17 protein-coding genes are annotated in these 17,610 nt (G+C 35.7%); 8 read left to right on the top strand and 9 right to left on the bottom strand.

Annotation, left to right across the window (positions count from 1 at the left end):
* Positions 1-73 precede the first annotated feature (73 nt).
* Complete coding sequence (locus tag AAA926_RS08890) at positions 74-982, bottom strand: L-lactate dehydrogenase (protein ID WP_198180424.1); 909 nt, start codon at positions 980-982, stop codon at positions 74-76.
* Between the two features lie 186 nt (positions 983-1,168).
* Between AAA926_RS08890 and AAA926_RS08885 the strand changes: the two genes are divergently transcribed.
* Positions 1,169-2,110: an aldo/keto reductase gene (locus AAA926_RS08885; RefSeq protein WP_198180422.1), complete on the top strand. Its 942-nt coding sequence runs from the start codon at positions 1,169-1,171 to the stop codon at positions 2,108-2,110.
* 61 nt (positions 2,111-2,171) lie between these two features.
* On the opposite strand, the gene rpoN is transcribed toward AAA926_RS08885, so the two are convergent.
* The 5 genes from rpoN to AAA926_RS08860 form a co-directional block, all read right to left on the bottom strand.
* Positions 2,172-3,443, bottom strand: coding sequence for an RNA polymerase factor sigma-54 (rpoN, locus tag AAA926_RS08880; protein ID WP_198180420.1), 1,272 nt, complete (start codon positions 3,441-3,443; stop codon positions 2,172-2,174).
* 278 nt (positions 3,444-3,721) lie between these two features.
* On the bottom strand, positions 3,722-4,492 hold the full coding sequence (locus tag AAA926_RS08875) for a class II aldolase/adducin family protein (RefSeq protein ID WP_174794905.1): 771 nt from the start codon (positions 4,490-4,492) through the stop codon (positions 3,722-3,724).
* A gap of 218 nt (positions 4,493-4,710) precedes the next feature.
* Positions 4,711-6,063, bottom strand: coding sequence for a PTS galactitol transporter subunit IIC (locus AAA926_RS08870; protein ID WP_198180418.1), 1,353 nt, complete (start codon positions 6,061-6,063; stop codon positions 4,711-4,713).
* A 22-nt stretch (positions 6,064-6,085) separates the two neighbouring features.
* Positions 6,086-6,406 carry a PTS sugar transporter subunit IIB gene (locus AAA926_RS08865; protein WP_198180416.1) on the bottom strand — a complete coding sequence of 107 codons (321 nt, stop codon included), beginning with the start codon at positions 6,404-6,406 and terminating at the stop codon, positions 6,086-6,088.
* On the bottom strand, positions 6,403-6,861 hold the full coding sequence (locus AAA926_RS08860) for a PTS sugar transporter subunit IIA (protein ID WP_198180414.1): 459 nt from the start codon (positions 6,859-6,861) through the stop codon (positions 6,403-6,405). Before AAA926_RS08860 ends, AAA926_RS08865 begins: the two co-directional genes overlap by 4 nt.
* Positions 6,862-7,023: 162 nt before the next feature.
* Here AAA926_RS08860 and AAA926_RS08855 point away from each other — a divergent pair, with 162 nt between their 5' ends.
* The 6 genes from AAA926_RS08855 (at position 7,024) to AAA926_RS08830 (ending at position 13,249) form a co-directional block, all read left to right on the top strand.
* Positions 7,024-7,767 carry a DeoR/GlpR family DNA-binding transcription regulator gene (locus tag AAA926_RS08855; RefSeq protein WP_232347636.1) on the top strand — a complete coding sequence of 248 codons (744 nt, stop codon included), beginning with the start codon at positions 7,024-7,026 and terminating at the stop codon, positions 7,765-7,767.
* Positions 7,768-7,787: 20 nt separating this feature from the next.
* The gene (locus AAA926_RS08850) at positions 7,788-8,741 is read left to right on the top strand and encodes a 1-phosphofructokinase family hexose kinase (protein WP_198180410.1); all 954 of its coding nucleotides are present in this window, start codon (positions 7,788-7,790) and stop codon (positions 8,739-8,741) included.
* 412 nt (positions 8,742-9,153) lie between these two features.
* On the top strand, positions 9,154-10,077 hold the full coding sequence (locus AAA926_RS08845; RefSeq protein WP_370466837.1) for an ABC transporter substrate binding protein: 924 nt from the start codon (positions 9,154-9,156) through the stop codon (positions 10,075-10,077).
* Between the two features lie 474 nt (positions 10,078-10,551).
* The gene (locus AAA926_RS08840) at positions 10,552-11,520 is read left to right on the top strand and encodes an ABC transporter substrate-binding protein (protein WP_198180407.1); all 969 of its coding nucleotides are present in this window, start codon (positions 10,552-10,554) and stop codon (positions 11,518-11,520) included.
* Positions 11,521-11,553: 33 nt separating this feature from the next.
* Complete coding sequence (locus tag AAA926_RS08835; protein WP_370466836.1) at positions 11,554-12,468, top strand: ABC transporter permease; 915 nt, start codon at positions 11,554-11,556, stop codon at positions 12,466-12,468.
* Complete coding sequence (locus tag AAA926_RS08830; RefSeq protein WP_338207176.1) at positions 12,446-13,249, top strand: ABC transporter ATP-binding protein; 804 nt, start codon at positions 12,446-12,448, stop codon at positions 13,247-13,249. Before AAA926_RS08835 ends, AAA926_RS08830 begins: the two co-directional genes overlap by 23 nt.
* A gap of 92 nt (positions 13,250-13,341) precedes the next feature.
* On the opposite strand, the gene AAA926_RS08825 is transcribed toward AAA926_RS08830, so the two are convergent.
* Genes AAA926_RS08825 through AAA926_RS08815 form a run of 3 tightly spaced genes read right to left on the bottom strand, consistent with a single transcriptional unit; the run spans position 13,342 to position 16,400 of the window.
* The gene (locus AAA926_RS08825; RefSeq protein WP_338207175.1) at positions 13,342-15,195 is read right to left on the bottom strand and encodes a beta-glucoside-specific PTS transporter subunit IIABC; all 1,854 of its coding nucleotides are present in this window, start codon (positions 15,193-15,195) and stop codon (positions 13,342-13,344) included.
* Positions 15,196-15,210: 15 nt separating this feature from the next.
* Entirely contained in the window at positions 15,211-15,726 is a 516-nt protein-coding gene (gene rpiB, locus AAA926_RS08820; protein ID WP_338207193.1) for a ribose 5-phosphate isomerase B, read from the bottom strand.
* Between the two features lie 17 nt (positions 15,727-15,743).
* Complete coding sequence (locus AAA926_RS08815; RefSeq protein ID WP_338207174.1) at positions 15,744-16,400, bottom strand: ribulose-phosphate 3-epimerase; 657 nt, start codon at positions 16,398-16,400, stop codon at positions 15,744-15,746.
* 181 nt (positions 16,401-16,581) lie between these two features.
* Here AAA926_RS08815 and AAA926_RS08810 point away from each other — a divergent pair, with 181 nt between their 5' ends.
* Positions 16,582-17,568 carry a LacI family DNA-binding transcriptional regulator gene (locus AAA926_RS08810; protein WP_198180397.1) on the top strand — a complete coding sequence of 329 codons (987 nt, stop codon included), beginning with the start codon at positions 16,582-16,584 and terminating at the stop codon, positions 17,566-17,568.
* Positions 17,569-17,610: the final 42 nt, after the last annotated feature.

Here is a 17,610-nt window from a genome sequence, read left to right as displayed (position 1 = left end):
AATTCACTATCTTTTTCATATAATAAAAAAATGATGATCTTTGTGACCATCATTTTTACTAAATAAACTAGAACTATTTATTTGCTTTTTCTTTAATTGTTTCTGCAGATGCTTGTAATTTCTTTTCTTCTTCATCTGTTAGTGTCAATTCAACGGTTTGGACAATACCATCACGACCAACAATAGCTGGGTAAGATAAGTAAGTACCATATTTTTCCTGGTAATTTGAAACTGGCATTTCAGTATGAGCATCGCTTTCAATAGTTTCTACCAAACGAGTCACAGCAGCTGAAATACCATAGTTAGTATATTGCTTACCCTTATATACTGTTTGACCACCAAATTTAATTTCATCGTTTAAGTCTTCTAGCTTAAGGTGTTTTGCTTCAGCTACTTCAGTAATTGGTTTTTCCAAAACTTTAACAGTTGACCAAGCAGTAAATTGTGAATTACCGTGTTCACCCAAGTTAAAACCTTCAACTGAACGAGGATCTACATTCATCCGTTCACCAACAGCACGCTTCATACGGGCTGTGTCTAATAGAGTACCGGTACCAATGACGTGCTTGCGCGGTAAACCTGTTAGCTCTTGATACATATTAGTAATTGCATCAACTGGATTGGTAATGGCAACCAAAATACCATTGAAACCGCTCTTCTTGATTGAATCCGCAATGTCTCCAATTCGCTCACGGTTATAATTCAATTCTGCAAAACGCTCGCCGCCTGCTTCCAACTCAATATTTCCAAAAGCACTAATGACAATGTCTGCATCCTTGAGGGCGGAATAATCATTGATCGTAATAGTAGTGTGATGCTTCAAATTTGCCATCGCGTCTTGAAAATCAAGCTGATCTGCTCTAACCTTTGCTTCATTAACATCAATCATAACGAGGTCATCTACTAAACCTGTTAATATTAACTGCTGCGCTACCGTACTGCCAACGTGACCGTCACCGATAACTCCTATTTTATTACTCATAATTTTCCCTCCTACTTGTTTTTCAAAATTATGTAATATCTATTATATACAAAATAACGATAAAAATAAAATTATTTTTAAAAAAATATTAGGTTTTTTACTGGTATTGCTAAATATAAATTAAAACTCACCTATTTTTAAATTTTTGCCTCTAAGAGAGCGTATACTAAAGAGAGGAGGTACATTATGAGACAAATTAAAATTGGCAACACTAACTTTACCGGGTCAGCTATTGCACTCGGGATTATGCGTATGAATAAACTGACGGTTGATGAAGCTGTTAAAGCATTGGAAACTGCACACGAAGCAGGAATTAATTATATTGATTCAGCTGATATTTACGGTCACGGCAAATCTGAGGAAATTTTCGGAGCTGCTTTTCAAAAGTCATCATTAACTCGCGACGATTTTTACATTCAATCAAAGACTGGAATTTATGAAAATCCTAAGTTAGATTACAAGACTACTAGGTATGATTTTTCTAAGAAATATCTGATTAATGCCGTAGATGGCATTCTTTCTCGCATGAGAATTGATTACTTAGACAGTTTGCTCCTGCACAGACCGGACGCTCTGATGGATCCTGCAGAAATTGCTGCTGCCTTTGATGAATTACAAAGAGACGGTAAAGTGCGTCACTTTGGAGTTTCCAACTTTAACCCGATGCAAGTTGATTTACTGCAGAGTGGCGTTAGTCAAAGACTGTTGATTAATCAACTGCAATTAAGCGTCATGCACACTGGTCCAATTGATTTCAATATTCACACTAATATGACGGATGAGCGCAGTATTGATCATGACCGTGGCGTTTTAGATTACTCACGCTTGCACAACATGACCGTTCAGGCATGGTCGCCTTTCCAATACGGTCAAATTGAAGGCAATTTCATTGGTAATCCAAAGTTTCCAGAGGTTAATGATGCCTTGCAAAAAGTAGCTGATCAAAAAGGTGTTTCTAAAAATGCTGTTGCTGCTGCCTGGATTTTAAGGCATCCGGCAAATACACAAGTTATTATCGGTACAATGACACCAGCTCATATCATCGACAGTGCCAAGGGAGCAGATATTTCACTTACTGCTCAGGAATGGTATGATATTTATCTTGCTGCAGGTAATGATTTGCCTTAAAAATTAGCTGATAACACCAAAATCCTAGCGCAATTTTGCGTTAGGATTTTTTTGGTTAAATTTAATCTGTTACTTTGGCTTTTCTGCTATAACTATTAGGTATATTGAGCTTTTTACGATATTTAGCAATCACTCGCCGACTTAAAGTTACATCATGCGCCGCAAAAATTTCTACTAATTGCTGATCACTTAAGGGAGCACGGACATCTTCTTTTTTTATGATCTGTTGCAAGTCGTATTCTATACGCGCTTGAGATAAATCCGTTGTTACTTTACGTGGGAAAAGCATCTTCAAACTGAAAACCTTATTTTGGCACTGAACGTATTTATCTTTAATCGCCCTGCTAATTGTACTTGGTGCCAGACCCAAAGCCTGAGCGGTTTCTTTTAAACCAAGTGGCTTTAATTTCTGCTTTTGCATTGTAGTTAAAAAACCATGTTGAAACTGGCCCACATATTCACCCAATCTCATGATAGTTTTCTGACGCTCCACTATCGCATTTTTCATTTCAAGAAAACGCTGCTTTTGCTCCGAAAAATACTTACTTTCATTAGACTGATCTTTTAATTCACGATATGATTTTTCATCAAAAACCATTTCTGGTATTTGCGCTTGAAAGTTTTCTACCGTTATACGTCCATCTGTTACCTTGTAAATCAAATCGGGTAACAAATATTGAACATTACTGTCGACTACGTAATCGCTGGCTGGAGTCGGGTTCAGTGTTTGGATGCTGGCCAATGCATCATTTAATTCGGATATTGAAAACCTAGAGTTAGACCATTTTTTAGGATCGGCCAGCATTTCCAACTGATTATTAAGTAAAATTTCAAGGGCTACAGGATTAAAGTTGTCTTTTTGTTTTGCCTGAAGCGCCAGACATTCGGCCAGATTCGCAGCCCCGATCCCACACGGATCAAGACTTTGAAGCAGACTTTTTGCCCTTAATAATTTTGCAAGCGTAAACTCAGTTTGTTCCGCAATTTTAGCCAAATCAATTCTTAAGTAGCCATCTTCATCAAGATGGTAAATCAAAGCTTTGACCGCACTTTTTTCCCAACTGTGCCAGTCGCTTAAATCCACTTGCATCAATAAATGATCTATTAAATTCTCTGTTTCAGGCGAACGCAGCCATTCTAAATTCTGCATCTCGCCTTTAGGTTCTTTCAAAGTCACAAAGGGATTACTAGCACTCATTTCCTTCATGGCATTTATTAAGTCATGAGTACTGTAGGAAAGAACGGTTAAATTCTGCTTTAATTTTGGTGACAAAAAAAGCCGTGTCACTAACTGCTCTTTTGGCTTTAATACCATTTTTTGCAATCGTGTCATCGGCTTTTCCTCCTCTTACTTAAGAATGACTGTCTATTTAATTATACTACACCTATCAGTCCTAAAAAGATTGATAATACAAATATGCCTAGCATTACCCAATTAATGTTTACCCTTTTGGTGTTTCTATTTATGACCTTCTTCTAGAATGTTACATTAACCAAAAAACCTGATCAAAATGATCAGGCTTACACAAAAATCTTGAATAATAGTTGCATTCAACGCAAAAGTATTATATTGTCAAAGTGGTCAAACTTTGTAAGAAGGGTACTATTTATTTAGTCACCCTTTTTATTTTGCGCTGTTTTTTTATTATAGAGGGCTTTACCAGCTTTAACATCTTCCCAAGTCCCAATTTTGGTTCCTTCTGAGTAATAACCGTCTAGCACACCTATTTGTTGGAAAACAGTCTGCTTATAAGCAACTTTAGCATTATATTCGGTAATATCAACATCTGCTAAAGATTTATGCAGAGCAGTCAATGGATCCATGTCCTTACCACCGGAGGTAAATAAAGTACCGTGAGAATTTAAAATGAATCCATTTCTTAAAGCTTTAGCACCTAATTTCTTTATTTCAGCGGAAACATATTCTGCCAGTTCTTCAGTACACATTGGATGCCAATTTAAAGTGCGAATTTCTTTTAACTTCTGAGTTGCTTCGGTTACATTTGGCATATTTAAGCCACTAGTACCCCAGAACATACATTGATCGGCATGTGAGTGAAAAACACACTTAATTTCAGGATTGGCATCATATATTGCTTCATGCATATTAATTTCTCTGGTAACTTTACCAGTGCCAGAAATCACTTTGCGTGTATGAGGCTCAATGACAAGGATCTGATCTGCATTCAAGTAACCCATATAAGCTTCTGACATCATCGTTGGTGTCATCACATAAAAGAATTTTCCAGTTTCGTCTTGAACCTTAATGCTGATATTGCCACCAACAATGTTAGTGTCTCTGCGTTCCATTACTTCACGGACAACTTTTGCTAAATCATTCCGTTCATATTCAAATGGAATTCTTCCTGCAGGATATTTCATAAATTATTTTTCCTCCTCATTTTATTTTTAGTGGACATACTTTTTTTGGTAAAAAGGGTATCACTTCCCTTCTTATTAATTAGTAATCCTAAAATAATAACGAAGACATTTATCCAATAAGTTTTAGAAATAATTGCATAACTGAATAAACCAAATGTCAAAAAACTTAAACAAGTCCAAAAGACTTTTTTGTTCATTAATTTATCCATTATTCAGTCCTACTTTAATTTGCTGTATTTCAAGGCTGGAATTGGATCTTTCTTAAATGAACGATACAATAACCAGAAAAGAGCAAGAAGTGCAACTAAGCCGATAATTGCCCAAATATTACCTTTTCCTGCCCATGCCATGACAAATCTTAATTCTGGAGCTTCAATTGAACTCCATGATACTTGTGATCCTGCAGGTACTTTAATAGAAGTGCTGGATTTGGCTAATTTTGTAAAGATATTAGCAAAGTATGAAGCACCGTAGAGAAAAACAGGTTCATAGATTACACCTAAAACAAGCATTCTCAAAAGATTGCCACCAGTGAGAAGCAATCCACCTACACCTATACAGTAATTGATGACACCTGCAATTGGGAGAATAGTATTACCAGGTAAAATGGCTGCATAAACAATTGATACTGGGATCATCAAAACCATAGTTACCCACAATTCAGTACTCTGTCCTAAAATAGGCCAATCTAGTCCGATTGAGAATGTTCTACCTTTAACGTGCTTTTTCATAAAGTCACTCATAGTAGAACCAAATGGAGTTAAGGCATCCATGAAAAATTTTGCCATAACTGGGAAAATAGCCATAACAGCACCTACAGTTACGGAAAGATTGAGTGCGTCACCTATGCTGTAACGACCAGCTAATGCGAGAACTAATCCAATAATTGCTCCCATTGTCACCGGTTCACTAAATACACCAATTTTACGTTTTAATGAAGAAGCATCCCACTCACGATTAAAAATCGGGATATAATCCATTAATTTATTAATAGGAGACATAATAATTGCCGTAAACGCTTCAATGTGGGTTACAGTAACACCCTCATAGCCAAGCATATTGGCAATTTCTTTACTCCACATATCACCTAATTTCAAACAAATTACAACTTGGATAGCACCACAGATGAAACCCCAGATTAAACTGCCAGAAATTTGATAAACCATATAGCCAGTTAGGGCGATACCCCATACATTCCACATATCTGCATTCATTGTATCTGTCATTTTAGCCAATAGCATGACCAGATTAACTACAATTTCTACTGCAAAAAACAGAAAAGCTAATGTCCAACTCCAGGTAATAGCTGCAGCGCCAGTCCAGCCAAAGTCAACTGCTGGCAGATTAATACCAGTATATTTAGCCAATGCTTTAGCCGCTGGACTAACAGTTTCAGTCAACTGATTTATGGCCATTGACATTCCAATAAATCCGGTACCTAAATAAAGACCTGAAAGTATTGCTTTAGATGGCTTCATCCCAAAGATTAATCCCAAAATTATAATTAAAATTGGAATCAAAACCTGAGCACCAACTCCCAAAATTCCTTGAACTATACCGTTCCAATCCATTTAACTCACCTCTATTTATGGATTATTCTGCCTGTTTGACAATATCCGCCACTTTTTGATTGGCTTCTTCCTGCCCCATTCCAGTTAACCAGGGCAAGCCCACCATTCCTACAACATTATTAGCATCAAGCACTTCCTGCAGTTCAGCATCAGCTTGTGCTATACCAACATAAACAATGACACTACTGTCATTTTCAATTGTTGTTTTGGCCTCACCAATCGGCTCAGGTGTTGCCTTTGCCAATTGATCTAAACCATTTTCTGCTAAATAATCATTAATTTTATTCGCTACTTGGGGACTGGTGGCAACACCCGTTCCACAACAAACCAAAATTGTTTTCATTTTATTACCTCTTTAAACTTATTTTTGACAATTTGAAGCATATCTATAGTGTTTTCTGTTTCCATGTAATGTTTAACAAAATCCTTATCTTGGAATGCAGATATTATTTGAGCTAACAGTTCAGGTTGTTTTGACCCGTTTTTAAGGCCTAAGAATAAGAAATCTTTAGCTTCCATGTCTGCATCATCTCCCATTTGTTTAAGTTTTAATGGTTTAATGGTACGACCAATATAAATAAATGGGTTTTCAACATATTGGGGATCAACATGTGGTAAGGCTAATGAAATCTGTGGAAATTTAAGTCCAGTTGGATATGAAAGCTCCCTCTTTTCCAAATTTGATATATATCCAATTCTGGCGAAATCAAGTTTAATTGCACGAGAACCAACTAAATCAAAAAGTTGTTCTTCTGTTTCAACTGAAATATTTAAATCAATTAATTTTTGATAAAACACTACAAGACCTCCTTTCACTTTGAATACGTTTTCAATATAATACTAAGTTTGAACAATGTCAACCTTAATTTAACAAAGATTAACAAACTTGAACTTTATATGTTATAAAATGTTTGATATACTACTAAAGTCATGATAAAATCGGTAAAAAGAAGTGATTATTTGAGTTTACAAGAAAAAAGGTTAACAGAGATAAACATTCTGTTACGTAAAACTGGTTTTATGACGACAGTAGACATTGCTAAAAATTTAAATGTTTCTTCTATGACTGTAAGACGTGACCTAAAGCGTCTAGAAGAGCAAGGAAAAATTACGAGAATTTATGGCGGCGCTCAGAGTAACTATCAAACCGAGTCAACAACAAATGAAAAATTACAAAAAAATATTTCCGAAAAAAAAGAGATTGCCAAATTATTAGCAAAGCAAATAACTAATAATTCAACAATTTTTTTAGGGGCTGGTACAACTTTATTGATGTCTGTTCCTTTATTACTTTCGAAAAATCTTACTTTTGTAACCAATAGTTTACCTGCATTTAACGAAATTAATAAAAGTAAATGTCGCTTATTTTTGACAGGTGGAGAACTGCATAGGAACACTGAAGAATTTTTAGGTGAAAAAGCTGAAAATATCTTTGAGGGCCTGAATTTTGACTATGCATTGTGTTCAACTAACGGAATCAGTGAGAATAGTGTAACTACTAGTACAATACCTGAAGGAAATATTCAAAACATAGCAATTGCTCATGCAAAAAAGTCTTTCATAGTGGCGGATCATACCAAACTGAATCATTCTGATATCATCACGTTTCGTGATCTCGATAAATTTGATCTTCTGGTGACGGATCCAAGAGTTTCTCCTGATGATGTTAAAAAATACTCAAAATATATCAAAATCATTCATTAACTTATAGATTAGGAATAAAAATGGAAATTACAGTTACAGTCAATCCTTCAGTAGATCGTTTATACGAGTTAAAGAAACTCAAAGTAGGACAGTTAAATAGAGTTCAGTTGATCAAAAAAATGGTTGGCGGCAAAGGCATAAATGCTGCCAGAGTCTCTGCCAACCTTGGAGCCAAAACAGTAGCTACAGGATTTTTGGCTGGTTCAAATGGCAAATATATTTTAGAACAAGCTAAAAATGACCAGTATAAATGTAACTTTATTGAAACTAACGGTAATACAAGAAATTGTTACACTATAATTCAAAATAACGGGGAAAAAACAGAAATAAATGAATATGGAGACCATATTCCACTACAATATTTCAACCAGTTGCTAGAAACTATAGAACAATTAATTACTAAAAATAAAGTTGCGGCAATTTCTCTAAATGGTAGTCTCCCTCCTAGTGAGATTCATAATTTTTATCCCCAAATAATCGCCAAAATTCGTGATCTTAACCCAGACGTTAAAATTGTGCTGGATACTTCTGGCAATTCTCTAGCTGAAGTTTTAAACAGCGACAACTTACCAGATTTCATAAAGCCCAACGAAACTGAAGTTGCAGAATTATTAGCTTTTCCTGTTACTAAAGACTACAGCATACTTAAAAAAGAGATATTAACAAGCAAACTGATAAAAATCCCAAATATAATTGTTTCTTTAGGAGAAAAGGGAGCACTTTTTAAGCATGAACACGATTTTTATAGTATTAAATTAAAACCAGTAAAAGTAGTTAACACAGAAGGGTCAGGAGATTCACTTGTTGGTGGCCTTTTATATGCCTTAGGCAAAAACTATGATTTTGAAGAAGCCATTAAGTGGGCAATTGCATCTGGAACTGCTAACGCAATGGAAACCAAAACTGGTTTTGTTCAGCTCAGCAAAGTTCTCGAAGTTATCAAGACTATTAAAATTGAACGAATTACTGATTAACACACTTTTTACCTACTTTACCGAATTATCACTAACAATAAAATTAAATTAAGCCTTGACTTTAATTTCTTATTTTTTTATAATTCGATTATCGAAGTTGGAGGTAAGGATAATGATTGAGTTTAGTCAAAAAGAAAATCAACTGAATAATCGTTATTATCTTAGCTACTATAGATAAGAGTTTGGGTTCATCTAGGTGAATTCAAACTAAACACAAGTTTGAATTTATCTATGATGGCTAAGGCTCTTTTAGTTTGGTTAGCCACATAGCTTTCTAAGTGGCTGACCACATTCAATCGTTTTTGGCAATGAAAATTTTTGTGTACCCGCTTAGAAGTAAGTGGGTATTTTTTATGGAGGCAGAAAAATGCATTTTAAGAAATTGATCACAGGAATTAGTATTGTCGGATTAATGGCATTGGGAGGCTGCAGCAGCAAAAAAGCTGGCAAGGCGCCTGAGGTTAAACATGTTGGTGTCTTACAAGTAGTGCAGCACCCTTCTTTAGATAAGGCGTACAAAGGCTTTAAAAAGGGACTAAAAGAAAGTGGTTTTGTTGAGGGTAAAAATCTTAAAATTGACTACCAGAATGCGCAAAACAATCAAGACAATCTGAAAAGTATGAGTGAAAAACTGGTTAATGAAAAATCAGATTTGATTTTGGGCATTGCCACTCCGGCTGCACAGAGCGTTGCTAATGCGACCCAAAAAATACCAACTGTTGTTACTGCTGTAACTGACTTGAAAGCGGCTAAGTTAGTTGATTCAGATGCTAAACCTGGCAGAAACATTACGGGAACAACAGATATGGTTTCAATTAAACGCCAGATCAAACTGCTCCTGTCAATTGTTCCGAAAGCTAAAACTATCGGTATCATGTACAACGCTGGTGAATCGAACTCTAAAATACAGGCCGATTTAGCTACAGCTGCACTGAAAAAAGCAGGAGTGAAAGTTTTAATTAAAACGGCAAATACGACTAACGATGTCCAGCAAGTAACTGAAACGCTTGCGTCTAAAGTTGACGGTATTTTCGTTCCTACCGATAATACTTTCGATTCAGCTGCTTCTGTAGTTGGAAAAGTAGTCAAAGAAAAGAAAGTTCCCCTGGTAGCAAGTTCCGTTGATCAAGTTAGAACAGGTGGTTTGGCCTCAATCGGAATTGATTACGAACTATTAGGAGAACAAACTGGCAAAATGGCTGCAAAAATCTTATCTGGAAAAGCTAAGCCAGCTAACATGCCGGTTGAAAGAGCACATGATATGAAATTAGTTGTTAATAAGAGCATGGCAAAAGCACTGGGAATTGATCCTAAATCAATCAAAGCACCTAAATAATTTTAAGTTGGTATAAAAAGGCCACTGAACAGTGAAATAAATAGCAAAAGCGAAAAGCTTTTCTGCTTATTTCAAACAGGTGACCTTTTTATTTAGCTTTTGCTTTAAGTGGTCATAAATATTATTATTTTTACAAGCTAAATTTATTATTTCTTGACTTTTTCTTCTTTGTTTTTTATAATCTTCTCATTAAGGTTGGAGGTAAAGTTTTATGAAATGTAATCTAATACGAGTCTCACAACTGAATAACCGTTATTACTTTAGCTATTTTAGATAAGGTTTGGGTTCATCTAGATGAATTCAAACCAGACTCAAGTTTTGAATTTATCTATGATGGCTAAAGTCCTTTAATTGCGGTTAGCCACATGGCTTCTAAGTGGCTAATCACAAATGATTATTACTAATAATTCTTGTATATCCACTTAGAAATAAGTGGATATTTTTTACGGTCAGCAGGATTACGGAGGAACGAAAATGCGAATCAAGAAAATTATTATGGGAATGGCTTTAACTAGTCTGTTGCTGCTTAGTGGCTGCAACAACAAGAAATCTGGAAGTACAGCAACTGTCAAACATGTGGGTATATTGCAAGTGGTGCAGCATCCCTCATTAGATGAGGCTAACAAAGGTTTCAAAGAAGGCTTAAAAGAAAATGGCTACGTTGAAGGCAAGAATCTAAAAATTGATTATCAAAATGCCCAAAATAGCCAAGACAATCTGAAAAGTATGAGTGAAAAACTAGTTAATGAAAAATCAGATTTAATTTTAGGAATTGCTACACCGGCAGCGCAAAGCGTAGCTAATGCAACCCAAGATATTCCTATTGTAGTAACTGCAGTGACTGATCTAAAAGCTGCTAAATTAGTAAATTCAGATGCAAAACCTGGCAGAAATGTCACCGGAACTACTGACATGGTTTCAATTGATAAACAAATAAAATTGTTATTATCAATAGTGCCTAAAGCTAAAACAATTGGCATCATGTACAATGCCGGTGAGGCCAATTCTAAAATTCAAGCGGATCTAGCTGTCAAAGCACTTAAAAAAGCCGGCGTTAAAGTTTTAATTAAGACAGCCAACACTACTAATGATGTCCAGCAAGTCACTGAAACTTTAGCTGGAAAAGTACAAGGAATTTACGTACCAACAGACAACACATTTGCTTCTGCTTCCTCAATTATTGGTAAAGTTGTTAAGGAAAAGAAAATCCCACTGGTAGCCGGTTCAACTGACCAGGTTAAAACTGGAGGCTTGGCTTCTATTGGAATAGATTATGAGGCGCTTGGTAAACAAACCGGTAAAATGGCTGCTAAGATTTTAGACGGTAAAGCTAAACCTAAAGATATGCCTGTTGAAAGGGCAACTGATTTGAAATTGGTGGTTAACAAGAAAATGGCAAAGGCACTTGGAATTGATCCTGCTTCAATTAAAGCACCTAAGTAAATTAAAGAAAGGCAGCGTGAATCAATAGTTATGTTGAATACATTTTGGGAGTTATTACTTTCATCTACTTCTCAAGGATTACTTTGGTCATTAATGGCAATCGGTGTTTACTTAACTTTTCGGATATTAGATCTAGCCGACATGACAGCTGAAGGCAGCTTTCCATTAGGGGGAGCCGTTGCAACGATGTGCATTATTAAGGGAATTAATCCTATTTTAGCAACTATTGCCGCATTTGTTGGTGGTTTGATTGCTGGCTTAGTTACTGGTATTTTGAACACCAAATTGCGTATTCCTTCCTTACTAGCAGGAATTATTACAATGACTGGCTTGTACTCCATTACTTCCAGAGTAATGCAAAACGCTGCTAATGTTTCATTACTGGGCAAAGATACGGTTTTTACAATTGCGCAAAATTGGGGATTAAGTCGTAACAATGCAGTAATTGCGATGGGATTAATAATTGCACTTTTGGTTATACTATTATTAGTTATTTTTTTCAAAACTGAAATTGGCCTGGCTATGAGAGCTACAGGCGACAATCCTCAAATGAGTGCCGCAAATGGTATCAAAACTCAAGGAATGAAAATTTTAGGCTATATGATTTCTAACGGATGCATTGCCCTGTCAGGTGGACTTTTAGCACAAAATAACGGCTTTGCCGATCTTAACTCTGGTGTTGGTACTCTGGTTATTGGGCTGGCTTCAATTATTATTGCAGAAGTACTTATCAGGAATCTGCCAATTGGCGGTCGTTTACTTACTTTAGTTGTAGGTGCTATCATTTATAGACTGATTTTAGCCCTGGTATTCCAGATGAATGTAGAACCATCTGATGCAAAATTAGCTTCAGCTTTAGTTTTAGTTGTGTGCTTAACTTTGCCGAATTTCCACTTGCCACGCAATCTTAAAGGAGGAAAGCAAAATGCCAGAAGTACTAAAAATTAAAAATTTGCATCAAACTTTTGAACAAGGAACTGTCAATGAAAACCGTGTTTTACGTGGTATTGACCTTAATTTAGAATCCGGGGATTTTGTGACTATCATTGGTAGTAACGGAGCTGGTAAGTCTACCCTGCTCAATAGTATTGCTGGAACGCTGCCTATTCAAGAGGGTCAGATTATTTTAAAAGGTACAGATATTACAAAAATGCCTGTTACTAAGCGAGCAAAAAATATTAGTCGTGTATTTCAAGATCCTAAAATGGGAACAGCGGTCAGATTAACAGTTGAAGAAAATTTGGCTTTAGCCATGAAACGAGGCCAACGACGCGGTTTTCGTCCTGGCGTTAAAAAACAAGATAGAAAATTTTTCAAAAAGCAGTTAGCACAACTTAATTTAAATTTGGAAAATCGTCTGGAAACTGAAATTGGACTTCTTTCCGGTGGTCAAAGACAAGCCATTACTCTTTTAATGGCGACTTTGCAGAGACCAGACTTGATTTTACTGGATGAACATACTGCGGCTCTTGATCCGCAAACCTCGATAACAGTCATGCAATTAACTGAAAAGTTAATATCTGAACAGTATTTAACAGCTTTTATGGTTACCCACAACATGGAAGATGCTATTCGATACGGTAATCGATTAATTATGTTGCATCAAGGTCGCGTGGCAATCGATTTGGCAGGTGAAGATAAACAAAACTTGACGGTGCCTAAACTGATGGAGCTATTCCAAAAGCATGTTGGTTCCGAACTTGAAGATGACGCTATCTTGCTGGCATAAGAGTAAAATATTACTTTAAAAAATATTAAATGAGTCCCGAAAGTGATCTAACCTTTCGAGACTCATTTCTTATATTATTTTGAATTTTTTATTTACACTTGCACCTTCAAAGTGGCACTGCCATGATCATTTTTCCCTGCATTCAGTAGTTCAACGCTTTGATAATCTTTAGTATTCATAACGATGACAACAGTAGAGCAATCATAACCTGCTTTTTTAATTTCATTTAAGTCGAAATGCAATAGCTTTTGACCTTTCTTAAACTTATCTCCTTGTTTGACAAAACTTTCAAAATATTCGCCATTTAGTTTAACTGTATCAATTCCAATATGGATCATTACTTGTACGCCATTGTCTGAAGTTAAGCCAATTGCATGTTTAGTATTAAATAGCATAGTAACTTCACCATCAAATGGTGCATAAACATCTCCTGAACTAGGTTCAATAACAAAGCCATCACCCATTGAACCATCAGCAAATGCTGGATCATGAGCTTGGGCTAAGTCTTCAATTTCTCCAGAAATTGGATTCAAAATACTTTCATTTGAGACAGATTGAGCAGAATTCACATTAGATGTCTTTTGTTCTGTACTATTCTCGTCAATACCTAAAACCATTGTAACAACACAACCTACAATAAAGCAGGCTAGTAATCCTATACAATATGGAATAAAAGTTTTACCTACGAAAGCTGGTAAAGTAGTTAAACCACCAAACACAAACGCAAATGCTTTAGCTTTCATTCCACCTATAATCGCGCCACCAACTGCTCCTCCTGCAACGGCTCCAACTAAAGGCTTCTTATAACGGATTCCAATACCATAAATCGCAGGTTCTGTTATGCCGGCAAAGAAAATTGATAAAAGCGCTGAGATAGAATAAGCTTTCATTTTTTTGTCTTTTGTTCTGACAAAAGTACCAAGTGTAGCTCCTGCCATACCAAAGTTGGCAGCACAAGTTAATGGCACAATATAATCATAACCTAAACTGCTAATATTATTAATCATTACTGGATTAACTGCCCACTGTAAGCCGAATATAACAAAAATATTCCACACGCCACCTATCAGGGCTCCTGCAACCCAACCGTTAAGGTTCATTAACCAATTAATAACATTTGAAATCCCTTCTCCTACGTATACGCCAAACGGTCCAAAAATTCCTGCAGTTAACGGTACCATAACAAATAAAGATATTAGTGGAACAAATAATAACTGTAAATTAGTTGGTATCCAACTTCTTAGCCATTTTTCCAAGTATGATAAACACCAGGTTGCCAAGATAGCTGGCACAACTGTTGAAGTATAAGTCATTAACACTAAAGGTATACCAAAGAAATGGACAACTGTACCATTACCTGTACTACCCATTAGTTTCATAAACTCAGGCATTATTAAAGCACCCATAATGGCTGCAGCCACAAATTTATCACACTTAAACTTTTCAGCAGCTGTAACTGCAAGCATTATCGGTAAGAAATAAAAGACAGCCGTTGAAGCCACTGTCAAAATATGATAAGTAGAAGAAGATGTAGATAACCAGTTTAATTGTGTTGCAAGTAAAACTAACCCTCTAAAAACACCAGACCCGGCAAATAACGGTAGTAATGGGGTAAAAATCCCTCCAATAACATCCATTAATTTTAGAAACCAGTTGGTATTCTCTTCTTTAGCTGTATGCTCATTTTCGCTACTTGTTAAATCCGTGTTTTCAATTAACTGATCATAAATCTGAGGTACCGCTGGCCCAATAACAACTTGAAACTGGCCAGCTTTTTCTACAACGCTAATGACTCCATCTAAAGATTCAATTTTCGTTTTATTTTTATGAGCTATTTCATTATTTGCTAAGCGCATCCTAAGTCGTGTAGCACAGTGGGTGATATTTGAAATATTATCCTGACCCCCAACTAACGATAAGATTTTTTTGCCAAGATTTTCGGACATTTTTCTCACCTTCCCTTACAATGATTGGTCCTCAAAATGTTCTTTGCCATCAAATTCTTTGGAGTGCTCCAATTCATCAAACTTTTGTTCATCATCACTTTCGATTGCTGCTAATTCTTCTACCCGTCTTTCATGACGACCACCAATATATTTGGCTTCTAACCAATTTTTAACGATCATTTTGGCTAGCTCTGGACCAACCACACGGGAGCCAAATGCTAATACATTTGTGTTATTGTGCATTCGCGAAAGTTTAGCAGAATAACAATCACTGCATACGCAGGCACGAATACCTTTTACTTTGTTGGCTGCTAATGAAATACCTACACCAGTACCACAAATTACAATTCCCAGATCATAGTCTCCGCTAGCCACGGCTTTACCAACCTTTTGCCCGTAAATAGGATAATCAGTTCTCTCATTACTCTTAGTCCCAAAATCATAAACTTCATAGCCCAAACTTTTAACATATTCCATAATTGTTGGCTTCAATTCCAAACCGACATGATCTGATCCAAAAGCTATTTTTATTTTCTTTGCAACCATTTTTACTGATTTTCCTTTCTGATTTGAGCAATTGTTTCCTGATAAGAAACTGATTTGTTAAATAGTGCTGAAGTTCCGAGAATAAAATTATCAACGCCTTTTCTATGCAGTTGATTAATTTTTTCTCGTGAAACTGCTCCGTCAATTCCTAAGACAAACTCATACTTTTCTTTTGCTGCGATAAACTGATCCAGCTTTGGCATTACAAAATCTTGAAATGGCTGTCCAGCAAATCCTGGATGAACAGTCATTACTAAAACATAATCTACGTTAGGTAAAAGCTCCTGAACTGTCATAAAAGATGTTCCCGTATTTACTGCAATTCCAGCTTTTTTACCCATAGCGTGAATATCATCAATTGTCCTCGCAGGTTGTTTTTCAGCATCTGGACAAAAATAAATAATGTCTGCTCCCAAATCACTAAAGAATTTAATGTAAGAACGGGGATTTTCAATCATCAAATGAGCATCCATAGGCTTTTTCGTCAAGGAACGGATTGTTTGATAATCTTCTGGTCCTAATGCAAAATTCGGAACATATCTACCATCCATTACATCCATGTGATACATATCGACTCCAGCGTTATTCAGCTTTTCAACTTCTTGTTTTAAATTACTAAAATCTGCGCACATCATTGACGGGCTTAGTATTAAAGACATTTTCTCCTCCTTCTTGAGTAATCGTTTACTCATACAACATACTGATATTATTGCACTTAAATTTTATTTTGTAAACGTTTTTCTAAATAATACACTATAAATAGAGCAATCGTTTAACTATAAAAAGAACTTAATTTTTTCTTTTAATGATATAATTAGGCAATAAATGAAGGAGTAAGTAATGAAGCAATATTCAATTAAAGACATTGCAAAATTATGTAATGTTTCAACTGCAACAGTTTCACGGGTAATTAATAATAATGGCAGGTTTTCTGAAAAAACCAGGCAAAAGGTTTTAGATGCTATTAAGCAAACCGGCTATAAAATCGATAACAATGCCCGTAGTTTGCGTACGAATATTACATTCACTATCGGAATCCTGGTTCCAGACATTAAAAATCCATTCTTTGCCGACTTGGTTCAAAAAATTGAAGAATTACTTTTTTTCGAAAACTATTCCACTATTATTTGTAATACTGATAAAAATGAAAAAAAAGAAAAAGCATACTTACGTATGCTTGAAAACAAAAAGGTTGATGGCATTATTGTAATATCTGGATCTTATCAACATGGCTTTAAATTTCAAAGTTCTCTAAAAGAAATTCCCTACATTTGTATTGATCGTGAACCAGAAAATTTTCATAATACAGTTTTTATTTCCTCTAATCACTATCAAGGCGCCCTGGATGCAACTAATTATTTGTTTCAAAAAGGAGCAGAATCTCCTGTGGTCGTAGTCAAAAAGGTTAGTAGCTCAGTTAAATCTAGAATTGACGGTTTTAAAGAAAGTTTGAAAAATCATTCTCTTAAATTCGTCAAGTCGCGCCATGAGCTTAAGTTGCAAAGTCAATCTTCATTCGCCAAATTTTTGCAAAAAAACCACAAAACTGACAGTTTATTTGCGGTCGATGACGGGATTGCAATAGAATTACTTAAATATCTTAAAAATCTTGGTTACCAAGTTCCACAACAAATTCAAGTTGTAGGTTTCGACGATGTGCCTGCTGCCAATCTGGTTACACCAAAATTAACGACTATCCAGCAAAATACCAGAAAAATTGCACAAACAGCTGTTACCAGCATGATGCATGCCATCAATAAACAAAATGAAAAAGGAAGTCAATTTCTAATTCCAACTAAATTAATAATTAGAGAAACCACAAAATAGCTAAGTAAAAACTTAGCTATTTTTGTTTAAAAGTGTTGTGCT

The organism is Lactobacillus juensis, assembly GCF_036246285.1.
GTDB classification, from domain to species: Bacteria; Bacillota; Bacilli; order Lactobacillales; family Lactobacillaceae; genus Lactobacillus; species Lactobacillus juensis.
The sequence above is the reverse complement of the archived record's forward strand: the minus strand, read 5'-3'. Positions and strand labels throughout refer to the sequence as shown.